The organism is Nocardia sp. NPDC052254, assembly GCF_040679495.1.
In the GTDB taxonomy this organism is placed as follows: domain Bacteria; phylum Actinomycetota; class Actinomycetes; order Mycobacteriales; family Mycobacteriaceae; genus Nocardia.
The window spans coordinates 683,926-710,078 of sequence record NZ_JBFAUW010000003.1; the positions used below are offsets into that span (position 1 = coordinate 683,926).

Consider the following 26,153-nt stretch of genomic DNA (forward strand, 5'->3'; position numbering starts at 1 on the left):
ATGGCCCATCCCGAACCAGGGACCGACCCCGCGGCGATGACCGCGGCCGAGTTGGCCGCCGCCTATTCGGCCGGGACGCTGTCTCCTGTCGAGGCGACCAGGGCGGCGTTGGACGCGATCGCCGCACGCGATGACGTACTCAACGCGTTCTGCCTGGTCGATCCGGAGCGGGCGCTGATGCAGGCCAAGGAATCCGAGGCCCGCTGGCACAACGGGCATGCGCAGGGTCTGCTCGACGGCGTGCCGATCTCGATCAAGGACATCTTCCTGACCGAGGGCTGGCCGACGCTGCGCGGCTCGACATCCATCCGGCCCGATGTGCCGTGGCCGATCGACAGCCCGGCAGCGGCCCGGCTGCGCGAGGACGGCCTGGTCTTCCTCGGCAAGACCACCACGCCGGAACTGGCGTGGAAGGCCACCACCGACTGTGCGCTGACGGGGATCACCCGCAATCCGGTCGATCCGGCCAAGACCTCGGGTGGTTCCTCCGGCGGTTCGGCCGTTGCGGTGGCGGCCGGTATGGGGCCGGTCTCGATCGGCACGGACGGCGGCGGCAGCGTGCGGATTCCGGCATCGTTCTGCGGTGTGGTCGGGTTCAAACCCACCCACGGCCGCATTCCGCTGTACCCGGCCAGTCCGTTCGGGCCGCTGGCCCACGGCGGGCCGTTCGCGCGCACCGTCGAGGATGTGGCGTTGCTGATGGACATCCTGTCGCTGCCCGATCCTCGCGATCCCACCGCGGGTGCGCCGCCGCTGTCGACCTTCCGCGGCGAACTCCAGCGGGAAGTGCGCGGGGCCACGGCCGGGTTCTCGGCCACGCTCGGCTTCGCCGAGGTCGATCCGGAGGTCGCGGCCGTGGTCGCGGCGGCGGTGCGCCGCCTCGACGAAGCCGGGCTGCGCGTGGTCGAGGCCGATCCCGGATTCACCGATCCGCGTGCGGCTTTCGAACAGATGTGGGCGGCGGGTGCCGCGGCCATGTTGTCGACATTCCCCGCGGGTACCCGGGAGCGGGTCGATCCCGGACTCGGCGCCGTCTGGGACCGCGGCCGCACACTCAGCGCGGTGGAGTACATCGACGCTCGCGCGGTGGCCGCGGAGGTGGGAATCGCCATGGGCGCATTCCACACCGCGCATGACGTCCTGATCACCCCGACCATGCCGATCACCGCGTTCGAGGCGGGACACGATGTGCCACCGGCCAGTTCGCTCGAGAGCTGGCCGCAGTGGACGCCGTTCACCTATCCGTTCAATCTCACCCAGCAACCGGCGATCAGCATCCCGGCCGGAACCACCGCCGCGGGGATGCCGGTGGGCCTGCAGATCGTCGGCCCCCGGCATTCCGACGATCTCGTGCTCGCGGTGGCGCGATTCGCCGAGCTGGTCCTGGCGTGAACACGCCTGTGGCCCGGACCGCGACGGTCCGGGCCACAGGCGCACACGCTATTCGGAAGCCCTCGTGAAGGACAGGGTTTCGCCTTCCACACCACGCAGCCACAGGGCGTTGCAGGCCGTCGCGAGTTCCGCCAGCCCGGTATCGATGGTGGCGAACACATTGCCCGGCACCCAGCCCATATCGCCGTTGATCAGCAGATTGTTGCGGTCGTAGAACAGGGCGAGGTCGGTGGCGCCCTGGGTGTCGTGCGCGGCCGAGCCGGGCTCGTACCCGTAGGCGGGGTTGCCGATCTCCCACGGCTCGAAGTCGAACAGGCACACATCCCCGGGAATGGGTGTGACAGTGGGATTTTCGCGATGGGGTGCCGCGGTGATCCGCGGCAGCAGGGTGTAGACCTCGTTGCGGGCGTATTTGGCGTGGAAGGCGTCGCCCTCTTGCGGCAGCGCGTCCCAGACCGCAGCGCAGGTGCGTGGCGCCAGCTCGTCGAGCAGCCGGGCGCGAGCGCTCACGCCGGCCTTGGTGAGGGTGATGGTGAGGTATCGGGCCATCGAGATCTCCTGTTCGGATAGCGGTCGGTCGCGGCTAGAGCTCGTCGAGGACCTGCCTCCAGATGGCCAGTGCCTCCTCGATCTGCTCGGAGGTCACGATCAGCGGCGGGATCATGCGCACCACATTGCTGTAGGCCCCGCAGGTCAGCAGCAGCAAGCCGTGCTTCGCGGCCAACTGCTGTGCCGCGGCCGCGGTGGTCGTATCGGGTTCGCCTGTCGCGGTGGTGAATTCGCTGCCGACGAGCAGTCCGAGTCCGCGCACATCGCCGACTGCCTTGGTGGCGCCGGCCCGCGCGCCGGCCAGCAACTGCTCGCCGCGCGCGGCGGCGTTGTCGACCAGTCCTTCGGATTCGATGACGTCGATGGTCGCCACCGCGGCCGCGCAGGCCACCGCGTTCCCGCCGTAGGTGCCGCCCTGGGATCCCGGCCAGGCCTTCTCCATCAGCTCACGTGGCGCGGCGATACCGGACAGCGGGAAGCCGCTGGCCAGACCCTTCGCGATGGTGATGATGTCGGGTCGCACATCGAAATGCTGATGGCCGAAGAACTTTCCGGTGCGGCCGAATCCGGTCTGGATCTCGTCGAGGACCAGCAGGATGCCGTGCCGGTCGGCCCGCTCCCGCAGCCCCTGGAAGAACCGGGTGTTGCCCGGAATGTAGCCGCCCTCGCCCAGGACCGGCTCGACGATGAACGCGGCCGTCTCGTTCGGTGCGGTGAGTGTGGTCAGGATGTAGTCGAGCTCGCGCAGTGCGAAGTCGGTGGCCTGTTCCTCCGACCAGCCGTAGCGGTAGGCGGTGGGGAACGGCGCCACGTGGACGCCGCTCATCAGCGGGCTGAAACCGGCCGAGAAGCGGGTGCCGGAGGTGGTCATGGTCGCGGTGGCGACGGTGCGGCCGTGGAATCCGCCGTGGAACACCACGACATTGGGCCGTCCGGTGGCTTGGCGGGACAGCCGCAGCGCCGCTTCGACGGCCTCGCTGCCGGAGTTGGCGAAGAACAGTGAATCCAGATGCGGCGGCAGCACATCGGCGAGGCGTTCGGTCAGGCGCAGCAGCGGGCGGTGCATGACGGTCGTGTACTGGCCGTGGATCAGGCTGCCGATCTGTTCGCGGGCGGCCTCGACCACGCGGGGGTGGCAATGCCCGGTGCTGGTGACGCCGATTCCGGCGGTGAAATCCAGAAAGCGGCGACCGTCGGTGTCGTACAGATAGCAGCCTTCGCCGTGGTCGACGGTGACCGGCGTGGCCTGCTTGAGAAGGGGGGAAAGTGCAGTCATGGTGATCCGCCTCCCGGGCGACGGGGGAATCCGGACGGCCCCGGATTCTTATTGTCGGATTGTTGACAATACGTATAACATGGCGGCGACGGTGACGGCAATGACAGCGTTGGGGCGAGGGCGCCGAACACCGATGACCCGACAACCACGCGACCGGTCGTCGGTGCGGCCGGGTGCGGATGTCCCACTGAACAGAGGAGCATGCGATGACGCAGACCGTTGCGGATCCGGACGCGGCGACGCGGACGGCGATCGACAGCGTGCCGACCGGATTGTTCATCGGTGGGCAGTGGCGCGATACCGCGGCCCGGATCCCGGTCGTCGACCCCGCGACCGGGCAGACGCTGTGCACCGTCTCCGACGCCGGTCCGCAGGACGGCCTGGACGCACTCGCCGCGGCCGCGGCCGCACAGGCGGATTGGGCGGCCACCCCCGCCCGGGTCCGCTCGGAGATCCTGCAGCGCGCCCATCGGGCGCTGCTCGACGACACCGAGCGCCTGGCCCGCATCGCCACCGCCGAAATGGGGAAACCGCTGGCCGAAGCACGCGGTGAGATCGCCTACGCGGCGGAATTCTTCCGCTGGTTCGCCGAGGAGGCGGTCCGCATCGACGGCGGGTACATGCCGGCCCCCGCCGGTGGCTCCCGATTCCTGGTGACCCGCCAGCCCGTCGGTCCGAGCCTGCTGATCACGCCGTGGAACTTCCCGATGGCGATGGGCACCCGCAAGATCGGTCCCGCCCTGGCCGCGGGCTGCACCTGTGTGGTCAAGCCCGCCGAGCAGACTCCGCTGTGCACCCTCGCCCTCGCCGAGATACTCAGGGTCGCAGGCGTTCCCGACGGTGTGGTCAACGTGGTGACCACCTCGGATCCGGGCGCGGTGACCGGCCCGATGATCGCCGACAGCCGCTCCCGCAAGTTGTCGTTCACCGGATCGACCGCGGTCGGGAAGCTACTGCTGGAGCAGTGTGCGAAGACGGTCATGCGGACCTCGATGGAGCTGGGTGGCAATGCGCCGCTGATCGTCTTCGACGACGCCGATCTCGATGTCGCGATCGAAGGCGCGCTCGCGGCGAAGATGCGCAACATCGGGCAGGCCTGCACGGCCGCGAACCGCATCCTGGTCCAGCGGCCGGTCGCCGAGGAGTTCGCTCGCCGGCTGGCCGAGCGGATGGCGGCATTGCCGATGGGGCGCGGCGCCGACGACGGCGTGGTGGTCGGTCCGCTGATCGACGCCGCCGCGGTGGCGAAGGTGACCGAGCTGGTCGACGATGCCCGCCGGCGCGGAGCCACGGTCGTCCTGGGGGGCACCGCGCTGGACGGGCCCGGATTCTTCTACCCGGCCACCGTGCTCACCGACGTGCCCGACGATGCCGCGATGTTCGCCACCGAGATCTTCGGCCCGGTGGCGGGGCTGACGGTGTTCGACACCGAGGACGAGGCGATCACCCGTGCCAACGACACCCCCTACGGCCTGGTCTCCTATGTGTTCACCGAGAATCTGCGGCGCGGACTGCGGGTGAGCGAGGCGCTCGACACCGGAATGGTCGGCCTCAATCAGGGAGTGGTGTCGAATCCGGCCGCGCCGTTCGGCGGGGTCAAGGAATCCGGGCTCGGCCGCGAAGGCGGATTCGGCGGTATCGACGAGTTCCTGGAGACCAAGTACATCGGTGTGGCACTGTGATGCCGGTGTATCGCATTGCCACCATCCCCGGAGACGGTATCGGCGTCGATGTGACGATCGAGGCCGTCAAGGTCCTCGACGCCGTGTTGCCCGGTATCGAGTGGACCGAATTCGACTGGTCCTGTGAGCAGTACCTGCGCACCGGCGCCATGATGCCCGCCGACGGCCCCGAACAACTCGCCGGATTCGATTCGATCCTGCTCGGCGCGGTGGGTTTTCCCGGTGTGGCCGACCACATTTCGCTGTGGGGGCTGCTGATCCCGCTGCGGCGCGCCTTCGGCCAGTACGTGAATCTGCGGCCGGTGCGGCTGCTGCCGGGTACCGAATCGGCCCTGCGTGGCCGCGGTGCCGAGGATCTCGACATCCTGATCGTGCGGGAGAATTCCGAGGGCGAGTATTCCGCGATCGGCGGAATGCACAATCCGGGCCGGCCCGACGAGTTCGTGGTCCAGGAATCGATCTTCACCCGCACCGGCTGCGAACGCATCATCCGCTACGCGTTCGAGCAGGCCCGCCGCCGCGATCGGAAACTGTGCTCGGCCACCAAATCCAACGGGCTGATCCACTCGATGCCCTACTGGGACAGTGTCTTCGACCGCATCGCCGCCGAGTATCCCGATGTGACGACCCGCCAGATGCACGTCGATGCGCTGGCCGCGGAGATCGTGCTGCACCCGGATCGGCTCGATGTGATCGTGGGCTCGAATCTGTTCGGCGACATCCTCTCCGATCTCGCCGCCGCCGTCACCGGCGGGCTGGGGCTCGCGCCGTCCGGCAATATCAATCCCGCCCGGGACACGCCGTCGATGTTCGAGGCCGTACACGGCAGCGCACCGGATATCGCGGGACAGGGCATCGCCGATCCGGTGGCGCAGATCCTCGCCGGTGCCATGATGCTCGAGCATCTGGGTGAGACGGCCGCCGCGGCGGCGGTCGATCGTGCGGTGTGCGATGCGCTCGCGGAAGGTACGACGCTCACCCCGGACCTGGGCGGTAAGGCGAGTACGGCCGAACTGGGTACCGCGATCGCCGAACGTGCGGCGGCCCTGATCGGGCGGTGAGGGGCCGGCGCCTGGTATCGGGCACCTCGGATCGGGCGCGGAGTCCGATCCGGGGGTTCGGTCAGGACGTCAGCCAGATCGCTTCGGCCGCAGGGCTTCCCAGGTCGATGGTCTGCTCACCGATCCGCACCGCGATGGTGCCGGCGAAATCGCGCCGCTCCACCACCGTGATCATCGTGTCCAGTGCGATGCCGACCGAATCGAAATAGCGCAGCATCGCCGGATCGAAATCCGAGATACGGGCGACCCGGCCGGACTGCCCCGCCTGGAAATCACTGAGCTGATGCGCCGGGGGAGTGGGGACCGCGCCGTCCACCGACGGAATCGGGTCCCCGTGCGGATCGCGGTCGGGGTGGCCGAGTTTGGCATCGATCCGCGCCACCAGCGTTTCCGAGACGGCGTGCTCGAGCACCTCGGCCTCGTCGTGAACCTCGTCCCAGCCGTAGCCGAGCTCGTTGACCAGGAACGTTTCGATCAGCCGGTGCCGGCGCACCATGGCGACCGCCGCGAGCCGGCCGTTCTCGGTGAGCGTGATGGCACCGTACCGGGCATGTTCGACCAATCCCTGGTCGGCGAGTTTGCGCACCGCTTCCGACACCGTCGAGGCCGAGACCCCGATCCGTTCGGCGAGCAGTTTGGTCGACACCTTCTCCTGTGACCATTCCTGCGCACTCCAGATGACCTTCAGATAATCCTGAGCGACCGAGGACAACGTCGGCGCCACACTGGCAGCCGACTCGCTCGCGCCCGTCTCGGGAGACGCTTGTGCGGCTGCGGAATCTGCCAGCTCACGCCGGGTGGCGACATCACGTTTTCCGGGCACGTATCGAGCTTAGCGGGCGCGCCGGGGGCAATCCGACCAACCGGGCACGGCCGTGGCGGGCGGTTTGCGCGACCGGTCGCCGATCCCCGGGCGGTGTGCGCGCGGCGCGCCGACGGTGACGGTCGGATGAACAACAGCCCCGCCGAATCCCGGTCGGTGTCGGCTCTTGCGTAGGCTGCGGGGTGTGCAGAGATGGCGAAGTCTCGAGGAAATGCCACCGGACTGGGGCCGGTGCGTGCTCACCATCGGTGTGTTCGACGGTGTCCATCGCGGTCACGCCCAGCTGATCAGCCGTGCCGTGAAATCCGCTGCCGTACGCGGTGTTCCCTCGGTTCTGATGACCTTCGACCCGCACCCCATGGAAGTGGTGCGTCCCGGATCGCATCCGGCGCAGCTCACCACGCTCACCCGGCGTGCGGAACTGGTCGAGGAACTCGGTATCGACGTGTTCTGCGTCATGCCGTTCACCCAGGACTTCATGAAGCTGCCCCCCGGCCGCTACGTGCACGATCTGCTGGTCGAGAAGTTGCACGTCGCCGAGGTCGTGGTCGGCGACAATTTCACCTTCGGCAAGAAGGCCGCCGGCACCGTGGAGACCATGCGCGAGCTCGGCGGCCGGTTCGGATTCGAGGTCGACGGGGTCACCCTGGTCGGCGAGCACGCGGTCACCTTCTCCTCCACCTACATCCGCGCCTGTGTCGACGCCGGTGACATGGCCGCCGCGGCCGATGCGCTGGGCCGTCCGCATCGCGTGGAGGGTGTGGTCGTGCACGGTGACGGCCGCGGCCGCGAACTGGGCTTCCCGACCGCGAACGTGGCGCCGCCGATGCATGCCGCCATCCCCGCCGACGGCGTCTACGCCGGATGGTTCACCGTGCTGGCCGCCGGCGAGACGGTCGGTGACACCCGCCCCGGCAAACCCGCCATGGCGGCGATCTCGGTGGGGACCAACCCCACTTTCTCCGGCCGCACCCGAACCGTGGAGGCCTTCGTCCTCGACACCGAGGCCGATCTGTACGGCCAGCACGTGGCGGTCGACTTCGTCCGGCATCTGCGCGGTATGCGCCGCTTCGACTCGGTGGACGAGCTGATCGCCGCGATGCGCGGCGACGTGGAGCAGACCCGGCAGATCCTGGCGGCGACCGACACCGGCGACGCCGGCCGCTGATCGGCGCGGTTCGCCCGCGCCGGTGACCGCCACGATGCCGCGGCGGCCACGAATTGTGTTCACGCCGCGATGAATTCGGCGATATCGGTGTTGAGTTCGGCGGCGTGGGTGACATAGAGCCCGTGCCCGGCGGTGGGGTACTCCTTCAGCACACCATCCTTCAGCAGCTGTACCGCCACCCGGCTGCTCGGCTCGATCGGGATCGACTGATCCGCCAGGCCGTGCAGCAGCAGCACCGGAATGGTGATCTCCGCCAGATCGGGACGCAGATCGGATTCGGTGATCGCACGCTGCATCGTCGTCGCAGCCCAGGGCGCGGTCGACAGCGTCCGGCGGACCTCCTGTTCGATGAGTGCCGGGGAGACGTCGTTGCCCAGGTGGGTCGCGAAATAGCCCTGGGCCCGGTCGGCCGTCCACGTGGCCCGGTCGGCCCGCAGCGCCGCTATCGAGGCGTCGAGCAGGGCCCGCGGAACGCCCGCGGGATGGTCCTCGCTCCAGCTCAGCTTCGGCGCCGCCGCGGCCACCAGCACCAGGCGGCGAATCCGGTCCTGACCGTGGCGGGCCAGATAGTGGATCGCCTCGGCGCCGCCGCCGGAGTGGCCGACCAGTACAGCGTCGCGCACGTCGAGGTGCTCGAGCAGTGCTGCCACGTCGTCGGCGCGGGTGTCGTTGTCGTATCCGTCCGCCGGCCGGTCCGAGCGTCCGTGCCCGCGCCGGTCGAGCAGAATGCACCGATGGCCGCGTTCGACGAAGTACGGCACCTGGTGCTCCCACATGTCGGTGTTCAGTGACCAGCCGGCCAGGAACACGATCGGGGCGCCCGTCCCGTACACCTCGTAGGCGAGGCTGGTCCGGTCGGTGGTGAGGAAGTTCGGCATCGTCGTCTCCTGTTCGGTGGTGTGCCATCGACATTCGCAGCCGGAGGGAACGGAAGCGATTACTCCTCGGGTAATGCGGCCCCGGTGCGCATGCCGTGGGGAGCGTGGGTCCGAACCGGCCGATTCGGATCGGCGCAGGTGATCCGGTATGCTGGCTCGTCGGGTCTGCTGCGGTCCGCGGTGGCGCCCGCCCGGGAATTTCCCGGTTCCCCGAGCGCGGACTGAGAAATCAGGAGTGAATACGTGGCTCTGACCACCGAGCAGAAGTCGGCCATCCTCAAGGAATACGGCGTGCACGAGAAGGACACCGGTTCGCCGGAGGCCCAGATCGCGCTGCTGTCCAAGCGGATCTCCGACCTCACCGAGCACCTGAAGGTGCACAAGCACGATCACCACACCCGTCATGGCCTGCTGGCTCTGATCGGCCGGCGTCGCCGCCTGTCGAAGTACCTGCAGAACAAGGACATCGAGCGTTACCGTTCGCTGATCGAGCGGCTCGGACTGCGGCGTTGATCCGTTCGCGCCCGCACGGACGCGAACGAGACGCGCTGACGATCACAGCTGGTTGACGCGCAGCCGACGGGGAGGCATAGACTCTCCCCGTCGGTTAGTCGTATGTATCGGCGCCCAGCCGCACAGTATCGGCACCGCACCAGCCGTATGCACCCGCACGCGTGGCGTCGGTCTTCGGTAGTGGCCTTTCGACGAGAGCAGTCGGCGGGCTTCGATCGATGACCGCCTCCGCGTCGCCGGTTCCATGGGGGATCGGCAGGGTGTGCGCCGCCGCAGCCAGGAGGGCTGCCGCGCGCCCGAACCCGGGTACGGCTGCCCTGTGCAGGTCGGCCCCTGCTTTCGGCAGGAGGCCACAGCGTAGGGACACCAGCCGGATCGCGCCAGTACGGCGTTGGATCCGGCGAGACGAGAGGTTGAGACATAAATATGACCGAAACTCAGACAAGCTCCGCCATCGAGGTCGAACCCGGCGTGTTCGAATCGGTGGCCTTGATCGACAACGGCAGCTACGGCACCCGCACGGTGCGATTCGAGACCGGGCGCCTGGCCAAGCAGGCCGCCGGCTCCGTGGTCGCCTACCTCGACGACGAGACCATGTTGCTGTCGGCCACCACGGCCGGTAAGCACCCCAAGGACCAGTTCGACTTCTTCCCGCTGACGGTCGATGTCGAGGAGCGGATGTACGCCGCGGGCCGGATCCCCGGATCCTTCTTCCGCCGCGAGGGCCGCCCCTCCACCGACGCGATCCTGACCTGCCGCCTGATCGACCGGCCGCTGCGCCCGTCGTTCGTCGACGGCCTGCGCAACGAGATCCAGGTCGTGGTCACGGTGATGAGCCTGGATCCCAACGATCTCTACGACGTGGTCGCCATCAACGCGGCCTCGGCGTCCACCCAGATCTCGGGTCTGCCCTTCTCCGGCCCGGTCGGCGGCGTGCGCGTCGCGCTGATCGACGGCCAGTGGGTGGCGTTCCCGACCGTCGAGCAGCTCGAGAACGCCGTCTTCGACATGGTCGTGGCCGGTCGCGTGGTCGAGTCCGGTGACGTCGCCATCATGATGGTCGAGGCCGAGGCGACCGACAAGGTCATCGCCCTGGTCGAGGCCGGTGCGCAGGCGCCGACGGAAACCGTTGTGGCAGAGGGCCTCGAGGCCGCCAAGCCGTTCATCGCCCGGCTGTGCAAGGCGCAGGCCGACCTGGCCGCGCTGGCCGCCAAGCCCACCGAGGAGTTCCCGCTCTTCCCGCCGTACGAGGCCGACGTCTACACCGCCGTCGAGGGCACCGCGAAGGTTCCGCTGGGCCAGGCGCTGTCGATCGCCGGCAAGCAGGAGCGCGACGAGCGCACCGACGAGATCAAGCTCGAGGTGCTGTCCGCCCTGGCCGAGGATTTCGAAGGCCGCGAGAAGGAGATCGGCGCGGCGTTCCGCGCTGTCACCAAGAAGCTTGTGCGCCAGCGCATCCTGTCCGACAGCTTCCGGATCGACGGTCGTGGTCTGGCCGATATCCGTGCGCTGTCGGCCGAGGTCGCGGTCGTGCCGCGGGCGCACGGTTCGGCGCTGTTCGAGCGTGGCGAGACCCAGATCCTGGGCGTCACCACCCTGGACATGGTGAAGATGGCGCAGCAGGTCGACTCGCTCGGCCCGGAGACCAGCAAGCGCTACATGCACCACTACAACTTCCCGCCGTTCTCCACCGGTGAGACCGGCCGCGTCGGCTCGCCCAAGCGGCGCGAGATCGGCCACGGCGCCCTCGCCGAGCGGGCGCTGGTGCCGGTGCTGCCGAGCCAGGAGGAGTTCCCCTACGCCATCCGTCAGGTGTCGGAGGCGCTGGGCTCCAACGGATCCACCTCGATGGGTTCGGTGTGTGCCTCCACGCTGTCGCTGCTGAACGCGGGTGTGCCGCTGAAGTCCCCGGTCGCCGGTATCGCCATGGGCCTGGTGTCCGACGAGGTCACCAACGACAAGGGCGAGTCCGAGACCCGCTACGTCGCGCTCACCGACATCCTCGGTGCCGAGGACGCGTTCGGTGACATGGACTTCAAGGTCGCCGGTACCCCGGACTTCGTCACCGCGCTGCAGCTGGACACCAAGCTCGACGGCATCCCCTCGAAGGTGCTCGCCGGTGCGCTCAACCAGGCCCGCGATGCGCGCCTGACCATCCTGGACGTGATGGCCGAGGCCATCGCCACCCCGGACGAGATGAGCCCCTACGCTCCGCGCGTCACCGCCATCAAGATCCCGGTCGACAAGATCGGCGAGGTCATCGGGCCCAAGGGCAAGATGATCAACCAGATCACCGAGGACACCGGCGCCAACATCTCCATCGAGGACGACGGCACCGTGTTCGTCGGCGCGACCGACGGCCCGTCGGCGCAGGCCGCGATCGACGCGATCAACGCCATCGCCAACCCGCAGCTGCCGAAGGTCGGCGAGCGCTTCCTGGGCACGGTCGTCAAGACCACCGCCTTCGGCGCGTTCGTCTCGCTGCTGCCGGGCCGCGACGGTCTGGTGCACATCTCGAAGCTGGGCAACGGCAAGCGGGTCGGCAAGGTCGAGGACGTGGTGAATGTCGGCGACAAGATCCGCGTCGAGATCGCCGATATCGACAACCGCGGCAAGATCTCGCTGGTCCCGGTCGCCGAAGAAGATTCAGCGGAAGCTTCCGCTGAATCCGCTTCCGACGCTGAGCAGGTTCCGGCTGCCGCCGAGGCCGCGGCCGAGTAATAGTTGGGTGTGACGAAGAAGAAGCCCTCGGCGCGCGTGACGAACTCGACGAGTTCCGCGCGCGCGTCGGGGAGTAAAGCTCGTGCCGCGCGTTCCACGCGCGCAACCACACCGGCGAGTACTCCCAGTGCCGATGCCGCCCCCTTGCTCTCGGTCGAGCAGGGGGGCTCTTCGCTGGTACTCGCCGCCGACGGTTCCCTGTCCGACAGCGGAGTGCGGCGTACGGTGCTGCCCGGCGGCCTGCGGGTGGTGACCGAACACGTTCCCGGCGTGCGGTCGGCCTCGATCGGCGTCTGGGTGGGTGTCGGATCCCGCGACGAGGGTCCCACCGTCGCCGGTGCCGCGCATTTCCTGGAACATCTGCTGTTCAAGGCGACTCCGTCGCGTTCGGCGCTGCAGATCGCGGAGGCCGTGGACGCGGTCGGCGGGGAACTCAACGCCTTCACCGCGAAGGAACAGACCTGCTACTACGCCCATGTCCTCGACGACGATCTGCCGCTCGCGATCGACGTGGTCTCCGATGTGGTGCTCAACGGGTTGTGTCGGCCCAACGATGTCGATGTGGAACGTCAGGTGGTGCTCGAGGAGATCTCGATGCGCGACGACGATCCCGAGGATCTGGTCGGTGACAGCTTCCTCACCGCGCTGTTCGGCGATCATCCGATCGGGCGGCCGGTCATCGGCACCGTGGACTCGATCGAGCAGATGACGGCCGCGCAGCTGCGCGGATTCCATCTGCGCCGGTACCGGCCGGACCGGATGGTGGTGGCGGTGGCCGGCAATATCGAACACGAGCACACGGTGGAACTGGTCCACCGTGCGTTCGGCGATCGACTCGACCCGGGCTGTGATCCGGCACCTCGGCGCGAGGGCCGTTTCCGCACGCGGTCCACGCCGCGGCTGTACCGCAGCTATCGCGACAGCGAACAGGCACATCTGGTCTTCGGCGTGCGGGCCTTCGGCCGGCACGAAGGGCACAAGCGCTGGCCGCTGTCGATCTTGAACACCGTGCTCGGCGGTGGCCTGAGTTCGCGGCTGTTCCAGCGCATCCGGGAGGAGCGGGGGCTGGCGTACTCGGTGTATTCGAGTGTCGACACCTTCGCCGATACCGGGGCGTTCTCGGTGTATCTGGGGTGCCAGCCCGAAAACCTCGGCGAGGTGGCGAGTTTGGCACGCGGGGTACTGGAAGAGGTTGCCGCCGAAGGGATCTCCGATGCGGAGTGCGCCCGGGCCAAGGGTTCACTGCGCGGTGGTCTGGTCCTGGGCCTGGAGGATTCCGGTTCTCGGATGAATCGCATCGGCCGCAGCGAACTCAGTTACGGCAATCATCGCAGCGTCTCCGAGACGCTGGCCCGGATCGACGCGGTGACCACCGACGAGGTGTCGGCCGTCGCGGCGAGCCTGCTCGCCCGGCCGTATGCGGCGGCCGTCGCGGGACCGTACCGGCGCACCCGCGAATTGCCCGGCACGGTACGACGATTGGTGGACTGAACTCAGTCGTGGGCGGGGCTCTGCTCGCCGGCTCGGTTGGCCGCGCCGACCACCGCCGCGAGCAGGCCCGGCAGGGCCCGATCGACTTCCTCGGCGCGAAGTCGCGCGTAGGTCTGCCCGTCGGAGACGATGCGTTCGGTGACACCGGCCTCCCGCAGGATCTTCAGATGATGCGTGGCGGTCGACTTGTTGATCGTGTCGTAGAGCTGACCGCATCGCATCGGCTCGCCGGCATTGCTGAGCCTGCGCACCATCTCCAGGCGCACCGGATCGTGCAGGGCGCCGAGGACCTCCCCCACGGCGGCGACCGGATGGGATTCCACGCTCGTATTGGTCTGGGTCATGATCTTTCTCACGGGAAAATCGGTTCGATGGGAATCAAACCGTGGATACGGTGGTTGAGTTCGATCGCAATCAAACTTACCTGATGGGGAGAATCGATGGCCGCAACTGTGATGGTTGCACCGGCTCAGCGGACCACCCAGTCCTGGGCCTATGCACTGATTCTGATCGCCAGCGGGGTAGCGCTCGGAGTATCCGGAGCTCCCGCCCCGCTCTATGGCCTCTATCAGAAGGAATGGCATTTCTCGCCGCTGACCACCACGATCGTCTTCGCCGTCTACGCGGTTGCCGCGCTGGCCGCGGTCCTGGTGTCGGGCAAGGTCTCCGATGTGGTCGGCCGCAAACCGGTGCTGCTGGGCGCACTGGCCACGATGGTGGTCGGGCTGATCGTCTTCCTGCTCGCCGACAATGTGGCGATGCTGTTGGTGGCGCGGGCCCTGCACGGGGTGGCGGTCGGCGCGACGGTGGTCGCGAGCGCGGCGGCGCTGCTGGACCTGCGGCCGCAGCACGGTGCCCGTTCGGGCCAGCTCACCGGGGTGGCGTTCAACGCCGGCATGGCCGTGGCGATTCTCGGCTCGGCTCTGCTGGCGCAGTACGTTCCGCATCCGCTGCGCACGCCGTATGTGGTGATCACCGTCTTGTGCCTGCTGATCGCGGTCGGCGTGGTGGTGATGACCGAAACCCACACCACCCGGGTGCCGGGGCCCATCCGGATCGCGAAACCGGCCGTACCACAAGAGATTCGCGGCGACTTCTGGTTCTCGGCACTGGGTGTGATGGCGGCCTGGTCGGTGCTCGGTGTGTTGCTGTCGCTGTATCCGTCGCTGGCCGCGGAGCAGACCGGTGTGCACAATCTGGTGTTCGGCGGGGCGGTGGTCGCGTCGACGGCCACCGCGGCGGCGCTGGCCCAGTTGTTCGCGACCTCGATTCCGGCGCGGCGCGCGGCGGTCATCGGTGACACCGGCATGGCGATCGCACTGCTGCTGACGCTGCCGGCCCTGGCCACCCACAATTGGGGTGTGGTGCTGGCCGCGGGAGTACTGCTCGGCGGGACCTTCGGCCTCGGTTTCGGTGGCTCGCTGCGTCATCTGTCGAATGTGGTACCGCAGCACAAGCGCGGTGAGACCATGTCGGCCTACTATCTGCTGGCCTATTCGGCCATGGCCCTGCCCACCGTGCTGGCGGGGTGGGCGGCGACCGAATGGGGAATGGGCACCATCTTCCCGTGGTTCGCGGTAGTCGTCGCCGGTGCGTGCCTGGCGGCCGCGGCGATCGGATTGCGCAGCAGTCGAACCGCGGCCTGAATCGGCCGAACCGATTGCCGGACACGGCACTACGGCGCTCACCGGGCGGTGGGCGCCGGAGTGCCGTTACTATGCCGCCATGGTCGGGCGGGGGAGATTTCTGGAGCGGCAGACGCAGCGGATGCGGGCGTCCGCGCTACTGGTGGCGGTGGTCTCGGTTGTCGTCGGGGCGCTGGCCATCGCCGTGTTCGCGTGGTGGGTGCTGTGGCTGTTACTCGGCGCCAAGGCCGACACCCCGAATCAGCTGGACCTGACCAAGATCGCGCTGTCGGTGTCGGCCGGTGTGGGTGGCGCCGTGGCGCTGGTGGTGGCCTATCGGCGGCAGCGCGACAACGAACGCGGTCGCTTCGCGCAGTTGTTCGGCGCCGCGGCGGCACAGCTCGGCAATGCCGATGTCGCGGTGCGGATGGCCGGTGTCTACGCCATGGCCGGTGTGGCGGACGAGTTCGCGGCCCGCGGTCGCCGTCAGCAGTGCATCGATGTGCTGTGCGGATATCTGCGGCTGCCCTACGATCCGGCCGACGGCGCAACGCATCTGAGCTCGCGCACAACCACCGGCAACACCGACGGCGCGGAGGTCGAGCGGGTGTATCAGGTGCGCCAGAACGATCGCGAGGTACGGCGCACCATCGTCGCGGTGATCGTGTCGCATCTGCGGCGGCAGGCCGAAACATCCTGGTCTGATTGCGATTTCAATTTCGACGACGCGGTGCTCGAGGATGTCGACTTCCGCTGGGCGGTGTTCGCGGGCGGCCACACCCACCTGCGCGGCGCCCGCTTCATCGGCGACCGGTCGGCCAATTTCGAGAATGTCGAATTCATCGGCAAACACGTGACCTTCCACAGCGCCCGCTTCGACAGCGATGCTCTGTTCGGCGGCACGCTGTTCACCCCGTCGCCCGACGACGCCGCGACCGGGCGGTCCGGGACCAGCTTCGTCGATGCCGTCTTCCACGGCGCCGCCGATTTCACCGACACCCGATTCGGCGGCCCGCGCACGCGATTCACCGGCGCCCGGTTCGCGGGCAGTTCGGTGTCGTTCTCCCGGGCCCGATTCGCGGCCGCGAGTACGGCCTTCGACGACACCCGCTTCGCGGGCGCGCACACCCGTTTCGACGGCGCGCGGATCGACGGCGGCCGAGTCACGTTCGCGGGCGCCCGGTTCGGTGCGGCGCGCACGATCTTCGACGGTGCGCGGATCGGTGCGGGGCCGTCGGCGGCTCACCCCGATTTCACCGGAGTCACCTACCAGGGCGCGGTGTCGGCCGACAACGCGGTCATCCACGGCTGGATCGGTGCGGCAGCCGCGGGCGCGGACGGTCCGGCGGACCCGGCTCGATAACTGTCGAGACAATTACTGTCTAGACAATTATTGTGGGGGTATGGAACATGCCAGTGTCATGCGCACCGCCTCGCTGCTGCACGAATCCGCGCGACAGTTGTCGAAATCGCTGGACCGCCGACTCGCCACCCGGGGGGTGACAGCCCAGCAGGCCGCATTGCTGGTGGCCCTCGCGAACGGGGAGACCAGCCCGAAACAGCTGGCAGCGACTCTGGGCACCGACACGGCCGGCGCCACCAGGCTCATCGACCGACTCGAGAGCAAGGCCCTGCTGCGCAGGCATCGCGCCGCCGAGGACCGGCGGGCGGTGGTACTCGAACTCACCGCGGCCGGCCGCCAACTCGTCCCCGCGCTCGTGCCCGCTTTCGCGGCGGTCTCCGCGGAGTTCTTCGACGGCCTCACCGAGGCCGATATCCGCGGCGTGGGCGATGCGCTGGCACATGCTCTCGCGAATGTCGCGGCCGCGCACGACCCTTCGGCCGGATGACTCGATTCGATCCTGCCGGACCGGGCCGCTTCACGCTCGCGTCCCGCCGTCGCGGCCGGTGAACCCGACGCCGGCTATCCGCCCGCCCGGTACCGTCGGTCCCATGAAGATTCGTGGTGCCGTACTGGAGCGGATCGGGGATCCGGTTCCCTACGCCGACTCGACGCCGATCGTGGTCGAGGAGCTGGAGCTGGCGGAGCCGGGGCCGGGGGAATTGCTCGTCCGGATCGAGGCGGCCGGGCTGTGCCATTCGGATCTGTCGGTGGTCGACGGAAACCGGGTGCGGCCGTTGCCGATGCTGCTGGGCCACGAAGCGGCGGGGCGGATCGAGCGGCTCGGTCCCGGAGACAGTGATCTGCGGATCGGGCAGCGGGTGGTGATGACCTTCCTGCCGCGGTGCGGGCAGTGCGAGGGATGCGCCACCGGCGGGCGGACACCGTGCGTACCGGGAAGTGCGGCCAACAACAGCGGTGAGCTGCTCGGTGGCGGTCGCAGGCTCACCCGGGGCGAGGTCGAGGTGCAGCACCATCTCGGGGTGTCCGGCTTCGCCACCCACGCCGTGGTGGACCGGCGGTCGGTGGTCCCGGTCGACGACGATGTGCCGCCCGAGATCGCCGCCGTACTCGGTTGCGCCGTGCTGACCGGTGGCGGTGCGCTGCTGAACTCGGCACGACCCGGCCCCGGCGACCGCATCATGGTGGTCGGCCTGGGCGGAGTCGGAATGGCGGCGGTGCTGGTGGCCGCCTCGCTGCGGGAGAGTCTCGGTGGCGAGGTCATCGCCGTCGACACCCTGCCGGAGAAGTTGACGCTCGCCCGCGAACTCGGTGCCACCCGGGTCCACACCCCCGCGGAACTCGCCGATCAGGGCATCGTCGCCGAGGTCGTGGTGGAGGCCGCGGGCAATGTCCGTGCCTTCGAGACCGCGCTGGCCGCCACCGCGCCCGGTGGTACGACGGTCACCGTCGGACTGCCGAATCCCGAAGCACGAGCGAGTATCTCACCGCTCGGCCTGGTGGCGCAGGGGCGCTCGATCGTGGGGAGCTATCTCGGTTCGGCGGTGCCGGCGCGCGACATCCCCGAATACGTCACGATGTGGCGGGCGGGACGGTTGCCGGTCGAGCGGCTGGTATCGGCGCGGATCCGGCTCGACGACATCAACCACGCGATGGACGAGCTGGCCGCCGGGCACGGTCTGCGTCAGGTGATCGTGTTCGACTGAGCCGGTTTCGTGCCGTGCTGGACACCGCGGGGTGATGTGGCCGACTCCGGGGTGACCGGCATGCCGGGCCGGTATCCGGTGGCAGATAGGCTCTGCTCAACGGCATCGAACGGTATGTGAGGAGTGCACGGTGGCAACGAACCGGATCCGGGTTGGCGTACTCGGCGCGCAGGGCAAGGTCGGGCAGGCGATCTGCGCGGCGGTCGAAGCGGCCGACGACCTGGAACTGGCCGCCGGGCTGGACAAGGATGACGCGCTCGAGGCATTCACCGCCGCCGGGACCCAGGTGGTCGTGGACTTCACCCATCCCGATGTGGTGATGCCGAATCTGAAGTGGCTGGTGGAGAACGGGATTCATGCCGTCGTCGGTACGACCGGATTCGACGAGTCGCGGCTCGAGCAGGTACGCGGCTGGCTCGCGGCCGCTCCCGAGGTGGGTGTGCTGATCGCTCCGAACTTCGCCATCGGTGCGGTGCTGTCGATGAAGTTCGCCGAGCAGGCGGCCCGCTGGTTCGATTCGGTCGAGGTCATCGAACTGCACCACCCGAACAAGGCGGACGCGCCGTCGGGCACCGCCTACCGCACCGCCGGCATCATCGCCGATGCCCGTGAACGGGCCGGTGTCGGCCCGAGTCCCGATGCCACCACCACCGAACTCGACGGTGCCCGCGGGGCGAGCGTCGACGGTGTGCACGTGCATTCGGTGCGGCTCGCCGGTCTGGTCGCCCACCAGGAGGTGCTGTTCGGCACCCAGGGCGAGACCCTGACCATCCGGCACGACTCGATCGACCGCAGTTCCTTCGCCCCCGGCGTCCTGCTGGGTGTGCGGCAGATCGGCACCCGCCCCGGTCTCACCGTCGGTCTCGACCCGCTGCTCGACCTGTGAGCGGCCGGGAACCCGACAGCGGCCGGCAGGTCCTGCGCATCGTCGGGTTCATCGTCTTCCTGGTCGTCGCGCTGGCGTTCTACTTCCTGCTGCTGGGGCGGATCGCGATCGACTTGATGGGCTCCGGGAAACCGGCCGCGATCGCCATGGGTGTCGGGGTCCTGATCCTGCCGATCCTCGGTGTCTGGGTGGTGGCGACGAGCATCCGCGCCGCGCTCGCTCACCAGCACCTGGCCCGGCGCATCCACGACGAGGGCCTAGAGCTCGACACCTCGGATCTGCCGCATCGTCCCTCCGGCCGCCTGGAGAAGGCCGCCGCGGACGAACTGTTCGAGCGGGTCAAGAAGGAATACGAGGCCGACCCCGACAATTGGCGTACCAACTATCGGGCCGCCCGCGCCTACGACTACGCCGGTGACCGCACCCGTGCCCGCGAGGTCATGCGGCGAGCGGTGGAGCTGGAGCGGGCCGAGCGGAACCCGTCGTCCTGACCTCGTCGCTCCGGCACGGTGGGTCCGTCAGCCCCGGAAGGTGCGCCGATACGCACCCGGTGTGGTACCCACCTGATCGCGGAAGCGCCGGCGGAGATTGACCGGTGAGCCGAGACCGACTCGAACCGCGATGGTATCGACCGGCAGGTCGGTGTCTTCCAGCAGGACACGCGCTCGCGCCACCCGGCGCGACAACAGCCACGCGCCCGGGCCGACGCCGAGCTGATCGGTGAACCGGCGGGCCAGCGTGCGCGGCGACACGTTGATCTGCGCGGCCATCTCGGCGACCGACAGCGTGGTTCCGAGCCGTGCCTCCGCCCATTCCAGCAGACCGTCGAATCCGTCGGAATCCGGTGGTGGCGGGACGTACTGGAGCTGCCCGCCGTCGCGATGTGGCGGCATCACCATGACCCGCGCGATGAGCGCGGCGTGCGCGGCACCGTGATCGGCGCGGACCAGATGCAGGCACAGATCTATGCCGGCGCCCGCGCCCGCGCTCGTGGCCACATCGCCATGGTCGACGTAGAGCCGATCGGGCTCCACCCGGATCTGCGGGAATTCTCGCGCCAACTGCCCGGCGCGCGCCCAATGCGTCGTGGCCGAACGGCCGTCCAGCAGGCCGGTACGGGCCAGTGCGAACACGCCGGAACAGATCGTGACCAGCCGCGCGCCGCGGGCATGCGCTCGAATGAGCGCGTCCCGGACCAGGGCCGACAGCGGTTGGTCCACGGGCAACCAGCCCGGAATGATCACGGTGTCCGCGGTGTCGAGTGCCGACAGTCCCCGCGTCACCGATATCGCATATCCCCCGGTGGTCGGTACCGAGCCGGGTGCCTCGGTGCACACCTCGAACTCGTAGTGCTGCGCTGTCCCGTCCCGTCGGGTGCCGAAAACCTCCACGGCACAACCGAGTTCGAATGTCGACTGCACCGGCCGTACCAGTGCCACCACACGATGCACGGCAAGAATGTACCCCTCAACGTCATCTTCGACACTGTCGGCGTCCTGCCGCATCCGGCACCGTGACGGGTGTGAATCCCGAAATTCTCGCCCAGCCGGGCTACACCTGGACCACCGTCGCCGAGGCGCCCGTCCGCGAACTCTTCCCCGGTATCCGCCTGCGTCCCCTCTGGCAAGGCCCCACCGGCGCGCACGCCAACGTCCTGGAAATGGACCCCGGAGCCGCGTGGCCCCATCGCGACCTGCACGAACCCGGCCCGGAAGAGGTATACGTCGTCGCCGGAACCTTCAACGACGGTGCCCGCGACCATCCCGCGGGCACCTTCCTGCACGCCCCGGCTGGCTCGTGGCACATCCCCGCCAGTCCGGCCGGGTGCACGCTGTTCCTGTTCTATCCGCAGGGCTGATCGGCGACCCGGGGGAATTCGAGGACGATGCGGCCGCGGAGGCCGCCGGCCTCGAGAAGTTCGTGGGCGCGCGCCGCCTGCTCGGCGGGAAAGGTGCGGGCCACGCGCAGCGTGAGCGCGCCCTCGGCGGCCAGACGGCTCAGTTCGCGCAGCGCATCCGGTTCGTCGAGGTGGTCGGCGACCATCACGTGGTGGACCGAGATACCGCGCTGCGGGGTCGCCCCGCCGCCGAGCGCCGCGGGCCGGAGGGCGACGAACGCACCGCCGTCGCGCACGGCCGCGAGTACCGCGTCACCCAGGAGTGCGGTGTCGATCAACGCGTCGACGCCGTCGGGCACCTGTGCACGGATGCCGGATGCGAGATCAGCACCACGAGGCAGCACGATATCGGCGCCGAACTCGCGGACCTGCTGCGCATCGGACGGTTTCGCATCGGCGATGACGGTGTGGCCGCGTATTTTCGCCAACTCGATCACATAGCCTCCGACGGCGCCGGCCGCACCCGTCACCGCGATCGTGGCGCCCGCCGGTGGATCGAGTGCGTCCAAGGCGAACCAGGCGGTGAGCCCGTTCATCGGAAGTGTTGCGGCGGAGACGAAATCGCTTCCCTCCGGCAGGCGGGCCACCTGGCCGGCGGGCACCACGATCTTCTCGGCGTAGGCCCCGCCGCCGGCGAGCACCGGCAGCGTGATCGCGACGACCCGGTCGCCGGGGCGCCAGCCGGTCTCGGGGCCGGCCTCGTCGATGATGCCCGCGGCATCCCATCCCGGAACATACGGTGGCGACACCGCGCGGTAGCGGTCGTGTGCCATCCCGGACCGGGTCACGGTGTCGGACGGATTCACCGCCGCGGCAGCGACACGAATTCGCACCTCACCCGTCCCGGCATGTGGTTCGGGCACCTCGACCGGTCGCAGCACCTGCGGGCCGCCGGGTACGTCGAATCCGATTGCCAGCATCGCATCTCCAGAGTTCGCGGTGACGTTGTCTGCCGGGGCAACCGCCGGCGGCCGGTGATTTGTTCCGCAGTTGCGCGGGCGGCCGCGATCATGGCATGGACATGCATGTCGTGACGACCGTCGGCATGCGGTGCCGCCGAAGCGAGCGTGCCTCAAAGCGGAACCCGGTCTTCCGCGTCACTCGGAACGATGGGAATTCGCGGACGAGTGGCGCAGAAATGCGCGCTGAAACCCGGATTTCGTCGGAGCTGTCACCACGGCGGGAACGTGAGCGCGCCCGCGGTGTCCCGGAGCGGCCCACTCGCCGGGTCCGCCCCTCGCGTCTGCGCCGATTGATCACGGTGCTGTGCCCGGCCGCACGGTGAGGGAGCCGGGCCGGACGGTAAGGATCCTGGTGAGTGCAACCGGTGGGTATCACACCGCGCGTCGATACCGTCGGAGAATGGACGGCAGGGCTGGGCGGCGAGCGCTGAAAATCGTTACCGGGGTGAGTGGTTCACCGAATGTCTACGACGCGGCGATCGATCCGCGACGTTCCACGCTCGACGACGCGCTCACCATCGCCCGGCTCGCGGAGGAACATGGTTTCGACGCGCTGTTCGCCGCGGATCTGCTGAGTTTCGGTGCGCAGGGCGCGATCGGCGCGCAGGAGCCGCTGATCTTCCTGTCCGCGCTCGCTGCCGTGACCGAGCGTGTGGGCCTGATCGCCACCGTCACAACGACTTTCCATCACCCGTACAATCTGGCGCGGTTGTTCGGAACACTCGATCACATCAGCAACGGCCGATCGGCCTGGAACGCGGTGACCTCCTCGCTCGGTGAACAGAACTACGGTGCGGGTGAACTCCCGAGCCCCGAACAGCGCTACGCGCGCGCGACTGAGGTGCTCGAGGTGGTCGCCGCGCTGTTCGACAGCTGGGGGCCGGGCGCGCTCACCCCCGACGGGAACGGTGGTGCGATCCTCGATGCCGAGCTGGTGCGGCCCATCGACCATGCGGGACGGTATTTCACCGTGCGCGGCCCGCTGAACATTCCACCGCTGCCGCAGCGCCGTCCGGTCCAGTTCCAGGCCGGGCAGTCCGCGGGCGGAGTGGAATTGGGTGCCCGGCACGCCGAGGTGGTGTTCACCTCGCTGGCGACACTGGACGATGCCCTGGGCTACACGAAGAAGATCCGGGCCCGGGCCGCGCAGCTGGGCCGCGCCGACGGACTGCCGTTCATCTTCAGCTCGTTGCACGCCACCTACGGTGCCACCGAGGCCGAGGCCCGCCGGCTGGTCCGGGAACGAGCCGACGCCACCGATTTCGAGGCGGGACGGCATGTGCTGGCCGATATGCTCGGCGGCGGCATCGATCTCGCGGAGCTGCCGCTGGACCGGCCGATCCCCGAGTCCCTGCTGCCGGAGGTGGAATCGGTGAATCGCCGTCGGGGCCGGGCGGAGATCTTCGCCGCCGCGGCGCGATCCGGTAAGACGTTGCGCGAGTTGATCGTCGCGGCCAAGGACACCGGGCATTGGGCGGCCGCGGGAACTCCGGAACAGCTCGCCGACGCGATCGAGGAACGTTACGACGCCGGTGTCCTGGACGTGATCGGTCTGAGCGGCCTCGACGACCCACGCAGCCGCGACTTTCTGCTCGATGGCCTGCTTCCGGAACTGCGCCGCCGCCGCATCCTCGGAACCGACCAGGTGGGCGCGACCTTTCGCGAGAATCTGGAGCTACCACCGCTGCCCGGATGAGGATGCCGCGGCGCGGGACCCGCTGCGAGCGGCCGGCCTGTCCGCACCCGTTCGGAAAAGATGTGAACCATCGCTGTTCCGGTAGCGGGCTCGCACCCCGTCCAATACTCTTGCCTGCACAATGCAGCGGTCGCGGCTCGGAGGGCCCGCGATCGGGCCGGACCGGGGAGGTGGGCTGGTGGGTGCAGACAGTCGTGAGGCGGATGTGACACGGGCCGCTGCCGCGCGGATGTACGACTATTTCCTTGGCGGAAAGGACAACTACGCCGTCGATCGCGATGCCGCCGCGGAGGTCGAGAAGCACTATCCCGCAGTCGGTGTCATGGCCCGCTCGAATCGGGACTTCATGCATCGGTCGGTGCGGTGGCTGGCGGCCGAGGCCGGTATCGATCAATTTCTCGATATCGGCACCGGTATCCCGACGGAGCCGAATCTGCATCAGATCGCACAGGACGTGCTCCCCGCGGCGAGGGTCGTCTACGTCGACAACGATCCCATCGTGATGGCCTATGCCCGCGCCCTGCTGACGAGTCAGCAAGGACGGACCGCCTACATCGATGCCGACGTCAGGCGCGTGCGCGACATCCTCGACGCACCCCAGCTGCGCGAGACCCTGGACCTGTCGCGACCGGTGGCGCTGACGATGATCGCGCTCATGCATTTCGTCCCCGACACCGCCGGCGCCCACGGCCTGGTCACCGAGTTGCTCGCCGCCCTGCCGCGCGGTTCCTACCTGGCCATGAGTCAGGCCACCGCCGATTTCGACCCGGTCGCGATCGGCGAGGCGGTACGGATCTACGCCCAGCGCGGACTGACTCCCCAGGTCCGCAGCCATGCCGAATTCTCCCGCTTCTTCGCCGGTCTGGACCTCGTCGAGCCCGGTGTGGTTCCACCTCATCGTTGGCGGGCCGGGATCGAACCGCCGGATTCGCTGGACGCGGAAGTGAATTTCTACGCGGCGGTCGCCAGAAAGTGACCGAGCACGCCGTCGCGGAGCGGGAGCCGGCACGACCTGCCCCGTCGGGCGTCGGGAGTCGTCGGCTGGTCGCCATCGTGATCGGGATTCTCGTCGCGCTCCTGGTGGCGTGGGTGGTGCCGCGCTGGTGGTGCGGACGTGAGGCGGATGCGTGGTATCGCGGTGATCCCTCGCGAGTACGTGGCCTCGCCGAGGAACTGGTGGCCTTCGAGGCCGAGGCCGAGGACGACCGGCAGCGGGCCACGGGATCCGGTGCGCTCGACGGTATGTGGGGACTGCTGGCCCATGAGATGACGGCGCTGGGGCTGGCGCAGGTGGTACTGGCGCATCCCGACTGGCGAGATCGCTATGCCCCGATCGCCACCCGGGCGGCAACGAAGAGTCTGTCGCCCGAATTGCGCACGGTGTTCACCGATGCCTGGCACGGCGAGGACGGCATGGCTCATCTCGACAGCGCGCACGGCCACGCCTATCTCTCCTACCCGGCACTCGCGCTCGCCATGGCACGGCTGGTCGACCCGGCATTTCCGCGTGGCCCGGCCGCGGAACTCGACGCGATCGTCGCTTCCTTCGAACGACGACTGCTCGCTTCGCCGACCGCGCTGATCGACACCTATCCCGGTGAGGCCTACCCGACCGATGTGGCGGCCGTGGCCGCCGCGATCGCGGTGCACGGCCGGGCCACCGGCGCCGACCATTCCGCGGTACTCGCGCATTGGGCGCGACAGGTCCGCGCGGTCCAGATCGACCGGGACACCGGGCTGGTCGTCCAGCGCATGGGGACCGACGGCCGCGCGCACGACGCCCCGCGCGCCTCGGGAACCGGATTGGCGGCGTACTACGCGGGCTTCGCCGATCGCACCCTGGCCGAGCAGCTGGCGGGCGGGGCATTCCGGCAGGAGCGAAATCTGCTGGGATTCAGTGCCATACACGAATACGGCCGTGGCCATCACGGCTCCGGCGATATGGACAGCGGCCCGGTGCTTCTCGGAGTGTCGGTCTCCGCCACCGGCTTCGCCCTCGCGCCCGCCCGGGCTTTCGGGCACCGTGACATCTTCACTCGCCTGTTCCGCACCGCGGACCTTCTCGGTCTGCCCCTGCGCAGCGGCCCCCGGTTACGTTTCGCGACCGGCGGGGTGATCGGCAACGCGCTGCTGCTGGCCTTCCTCACCTCCGGCCCGGAGCTGGCGCGATGAAGGGGCTCACCGTCCGGCGGGTGCTCGCCGCACTGCGATCGATCGGCCTCCCGCTGGTCCTGTTCGTGCTGTATCTCGTCCTGCGTCCGGTACTGGCGGCGCTGTCGGCGCGGCACGGCTTCGGATCGCCGGAAGGACCGGGGCTCGGTTATCTGGCGGTCGGTGCGGCGGTCGTCGCGCTGCGCCTGCTCCTGCTGATCGTGGTTCCTGCCGTGCTGGCCTACCACGCGGTGGTGTGGGTGGCGCCGCGCATCCGGCGGCGCGACCGGGTATGACATCGCCGCCGGGGCCA

25 protein-coding genes are annotated in these 26,153 nt (G+C 68.9%); 18 read left to right on the forward strand and 7 right to left on the reverse strand.

Translation table 11 applies throughout. The annotated features are described in order from the left end of the window. On the forward strand, positions 1–1,392 hold the full coding sequence (locus tag AB0L57_RS11830; protein WP_364960375.1) for an amidase: 1,392 nt from the start codon (positions 1–3) through the stop codon (positions 1,390–1,392). Positions 1,393–1,440: 48 nt separating this feature from the next. On the opposite strand, the gene AB0L57_RS11835 is transcribed toward AB0L57_RS11830, so the two are convergent. Next, on the reverse strand, positions 1,441–1,941 hold the full coding sequence (locus AB0L57_RS11835; protein ID WP_364960377.1) for a DUF3830 family protein: 501 nt from the start codon (positions 1,939–1,941) through the stop codon (positions 1,441–1,443). Between the two features lie 34 nt (positions 1,942–1,975). Continuing rightward, positions 1,976–3,217 (reverse strand): aminotransferase class III-fold pyridoxal phosphate-dependent enzyme, encoded by a 1,242-nt coding sequence (locus AB0L57_RS11840; protein ID WP_364960379.1) that lies wholly within the window; start codon positions 3,215–3,217, stop codon positions 1,976–1,978. Between the two features lie 206 nt (positions 3,218–3,423). On the opposite strand from AB0L57_RS11840, the gene AB0L57_RS11845 reads away from it, so the two are divergent. After that, positions 3,424–4,899: an NAD-dependent succinate-semialdehyde dehydrogenase gene (locus tag AB0L57_RS11845; RefSeq protein ID WP_364960381.1), complete on the forward strand. Its 1,476-nt coding sequence runs from the start codon at positions 3,424–3,426 to the stop codon at positions 4,897–4,899. Further along, entirely contained in the window at positions 4,899–5,960 is a 1,062-nt protein-coding gene (locus tag AB0L57_RS11850) for a tartrate dehydrogenase (RefSeq protein WP_364960383.1), read from the forward strand. Before AB0L57_RS11845 ends, AB0L57_RS11850 begins: the two co-directional genes overlap by 1 nt. Before the next feature lie 61 nt (positions 5,961–6,021). Here AB0L57_RS11850 and AB0L57_RS11855 read toward each other — a convergent pair whose 3' ends face one another. Then, positions 6,022–6,684: a metal-dependent transcriptional regulator gene (locus AB0L57_RS11855; protein ID WP_364960596.1), complete on the reverse strand. Its 663-nt coding sequence runs from the start codon at positions 6,682–6,684 to the stop codon at positions 6,022–6,024. 283 nt (positions 6,685–6,967) lie between these two features. Between AB0L57_RS11855 and AB0L57_RS11860 the strand changes: the two genes are divergently transcribed. After that, positions 6,968–7,951: a bifunctional riboflavin kinase/FAD synthetase gene (locus AB0L57_RS11860; RefSeq protein ID WP_364960385.1), complete on the forward strand. Its 984-nt coding sequence runs from the start codon at positions 6,968–6,970 to the stop codon at positions 7,949–7,951. A 59-nt stretch (positions 7,952–8,010) separates the two neighbouring features. Here AB0L57_RS11860 and AB0L57_RS11865 read toward each other — a convergent pair whose 3' ends face one another. Beyond that, the gene (locus tag AB0L57_RS11865; RefSeq protein ID WP_364960387.1) at positions 8,011–8,829 is read right to left on the reverse strand and encodes an alpha/beta hydrolase; all 819 of its coding nucleotides are present in this window, start codon (positions 8,827–8,829) and stop codon (positions 8,011–8,013) included. 243 nt (positions 8,830–9,072) lie between these two features. Between AB0L57_RS11865 and rpsO the strand changes: the two genes are divergently transcribed. The 3 genes from rpsO to AB0L57_RS11880 all read left to right on the forward strand — a co-directional run bounded on the left by rpsO (position 9,073) and on the right by AB0L57_RS11880 (position 13,554). After that, the gene (gene rpsO, locus AB0L57_RS11870; RefSeq protein ID WP_364960389.1) at positions 9,073–9,342 is read left to right on the forward strand and encodes a 30S ribosomal protein S15; all 270 of its coding nucleotides are present in this window, start codon (positions 9,073–9,075) and stop codon (positions 9,340–9,342) included. A 426-nt stretch (positions 9,343–9,768) separates the two neighbouring features. Beyond that, on the forward strand, positions 9,769–12,063 hold the full coding sequence (locus AB0L57_RS11875; protein ID WP_364960391.1) for a polyribonucleotide nucleotidyltransferase: 2,295 nt from the start codon (positions 9,769–9,771) through the stop codon (positions 12,061–12,063). A gap of 174 nt (positions 12,064–12,237) precedes the next feature. Continuing rightward, complete coding sequence (locus AB0L57_RS11880) at positions 12,238–13,554, forward strand: pitrilysin family protein (protein ID WP_364960598.1); 1,317 nt, start codon at positions 12,238–12,240, stop codon at positions 13,552–13,554. 2 nt (positions 13,555–13,556) lie between these two features. Here AB0L57_RS11880 and AB0L57_RS11885 read toward each other — a convergent pair whose 3' ends face one another. Then, positions 13,557–13,898: a helix-turn-helix transcriptional regulator gene (locus tag AB0L57_RS11885; RefSeq protein WP_364960600.1), complete on the reverse strand. Its 342-nt coding sequence runs from the start codon at positions 13,896–13,898 to the stop codon at positions 13,557–13,559. Positions 13,899–14,009: 111 nt separating this feature from the next. On the opposite strand from AB0L57_RS11885, the gene AB0L57_RS11890 reads away from it, so the two are divergent. The 6 genes from AB0L57_RS11890 (at position 14,010) to AB0L57_RS11915 (ending at position 19,625) form a co-directional block, all read left to right on the forward strand. Further along, positions 14,010–15,200 carry an MFS transporter gene (locus AB0L57_RS11890; protein ID WP_364960602.1) on the forward strand — a complete coding sequence of 397 codons (1,191 nt, stop codon included), beginning with the start codon at positions 14,010–14,012 and terminating at the stop codon, positions 15,198–15,200. A 79-nt stretch (positions 15,201–15,279) separates the two neighbouring features. Further along, positions 15,280–16,542, forward strand: a complete 1,263-nt coding sequence (locus tag AB0L57_RS11895; protein WP_364960393.1) for a pentapeptide repeat-containing protein — start codon at positions 15,280–15,282, stop codon at positions 16,540–16,542. A 40-nt stretch (positions 16,543–16,582) separates the two neighbouring features. Further along, a complete protein-coding gene (locus AB0L57_RS11900; RefSeq protein ID WP_364960395.1) occupies positions 16,583–17,029 on the forward strand; it encodes a MarR family transcriptional regulator in 447 nt (148 codons plus the stop codon). Between the two features lie 103 nt (positions 17,030–17,132). Then, positions 17,133–18,248, forward strand: a complete 1,116-nt coding sequence (locus AB0L57_RS11905; protein ID WP_364960397.1) for an alcohol dehydrogenase catalytic domain-containing protein — start codon at positions 17,133–17,135, stop codon at positions 18,246–18,248. Between the two features lie 145 nt (positions 18,249–18,393). Further along, positions 18,394–19,134, forward strand: coding sequence for a 4-hydroxy-tetrahydrodipicolinate reductase (gene dapB, locus AB0L57_RS11910; protein ID WP_364960604.1), 741 nt, complete (start codon positions 18,394–18,396; stop codon positions 19,132–19,134). Beyond that, a complete protein-coding gene (locus tag AB0L57_RS11915) occupies positions 19,131–19,625 on the forward strand; it encodes a hypothetical protein (protein WP_364960398.1) in 495 nt (164 codons plus the stop codon). Before dapB ends, AB0L57_RS11915 begins: the two co-directional genes overlap by 4 nt. Before the next feature lie 27 nt (positions 19,626–19,652). Here the strand turns inward: AB0L57_RS11915 and AB0L57_RS11920 are convergent, their stop codons facing one another. Continuing rightward, positions 19,653–20,585, reverse strand: a complete 933-nt coding sequence (locus AB0L57_RS11920; RefSeq protein ID WP_364960400.1) for a helix-turn-helix domain-containing protein — start codon at positions 20,583–20,585, stop codon at positions 19,653–19,655. Between the two features lie 71 nt (positions 20,586–20,656). On the opposite strand from AB0L57_RS11920, the gene AB0L57_RS11925 reads away from it, so the two are divergent. After that, positions 20,657–20,992, forward strand: a complete 336-nt coding sequence (locus tag AB0L57_RS11925) for a cupin domain-containing protein (RefSeq protein WP_364960402.1) — start codon at positions 20,657–20,659, stop codon at positions 20,990–20,992. On the opposite strand, the gene AB0L57_RS11930 is transcribed toward AB0L57_RS11925, so the two are convergent. Then, positions 20,977–21,951: an NADP-dependent oxidoreductase gene (locus tag AB0L57_RS11930; RefSeq protein WP_364960404.1), complete on the reverse strand. Its 975-nt coding sequence runs from the start codon at positions 21,949–21,951 to the stop codon at positions 20,977–20,979. The genes AB0L57_RS11925 and AB0L57_RS11930 overlap by 16 nt on opposite strands. A gap of 442 nt (positions 21,952–22,393) precedes the next feature. On the opposite strand from AB0L57_RS11930, the gene AB0L57_RS11935 reads away from it, so the two are divergent. The 4 genes from AB0L57_RS11935 (at position 22,394) to AB0L57_RS11950 (ending at position 26,136) form a co-directional block, all read left to right on the forward strand. Further along, positions 22,394–23,689 (forward strand): NtaA/DmoA family FMN-dependent monooxygenase, encoded by a 1,296-nt coding sequence (locus AB0L57_RS11935; protein WP_364960405.1) that lies wholly within the window; start codon positions 22,394–22,396, stop codon positions 23,687–23,689. Between the two features lie 178 nt (positions 23,690–23,867). After that, complete coding sequence (locus AB0L57_RS11940) at positions 23,868–24,665, forward strand: SAM-dependent methyltransferase (RefSeq protein ID WP_364960407.1); 798 nt, start codon at positions 23,868–23,870, stop codon at positions 24,663–24,665. Further along, on the forward strand, positions 24,662–25,861 hold the full coding sequence (locus tag AB0L57_RS11945) for a hypothetical protein (RefSeq protein ID WP_364960409.1): 1,200 nt from the start codon (positions 24,662–24,664) through the stop codon (positions 25,859–25,861). The genes AB0L57_RS11940 and AB0L57_RS11945 overlap by 4 nt, the downstream gene beginning before the upstream one ends. After that, positions 25,858–26,136: a hypothetical protein gene (locus AB0L57_RS11950; protein ID WP_364960411.1), complete on the forward strand. Its 279-nt coding sequence runs from the start codon at positions 25,858–25,860 to the stop codon at positions 26,134–26,136. Before AB0L57_RS11945 ends, AB0L57_RS11950 begins: the two co-directional genes overlap by 4 nt. Positions 26,137–26,153 lie beyond the last annotated feature (17 nt).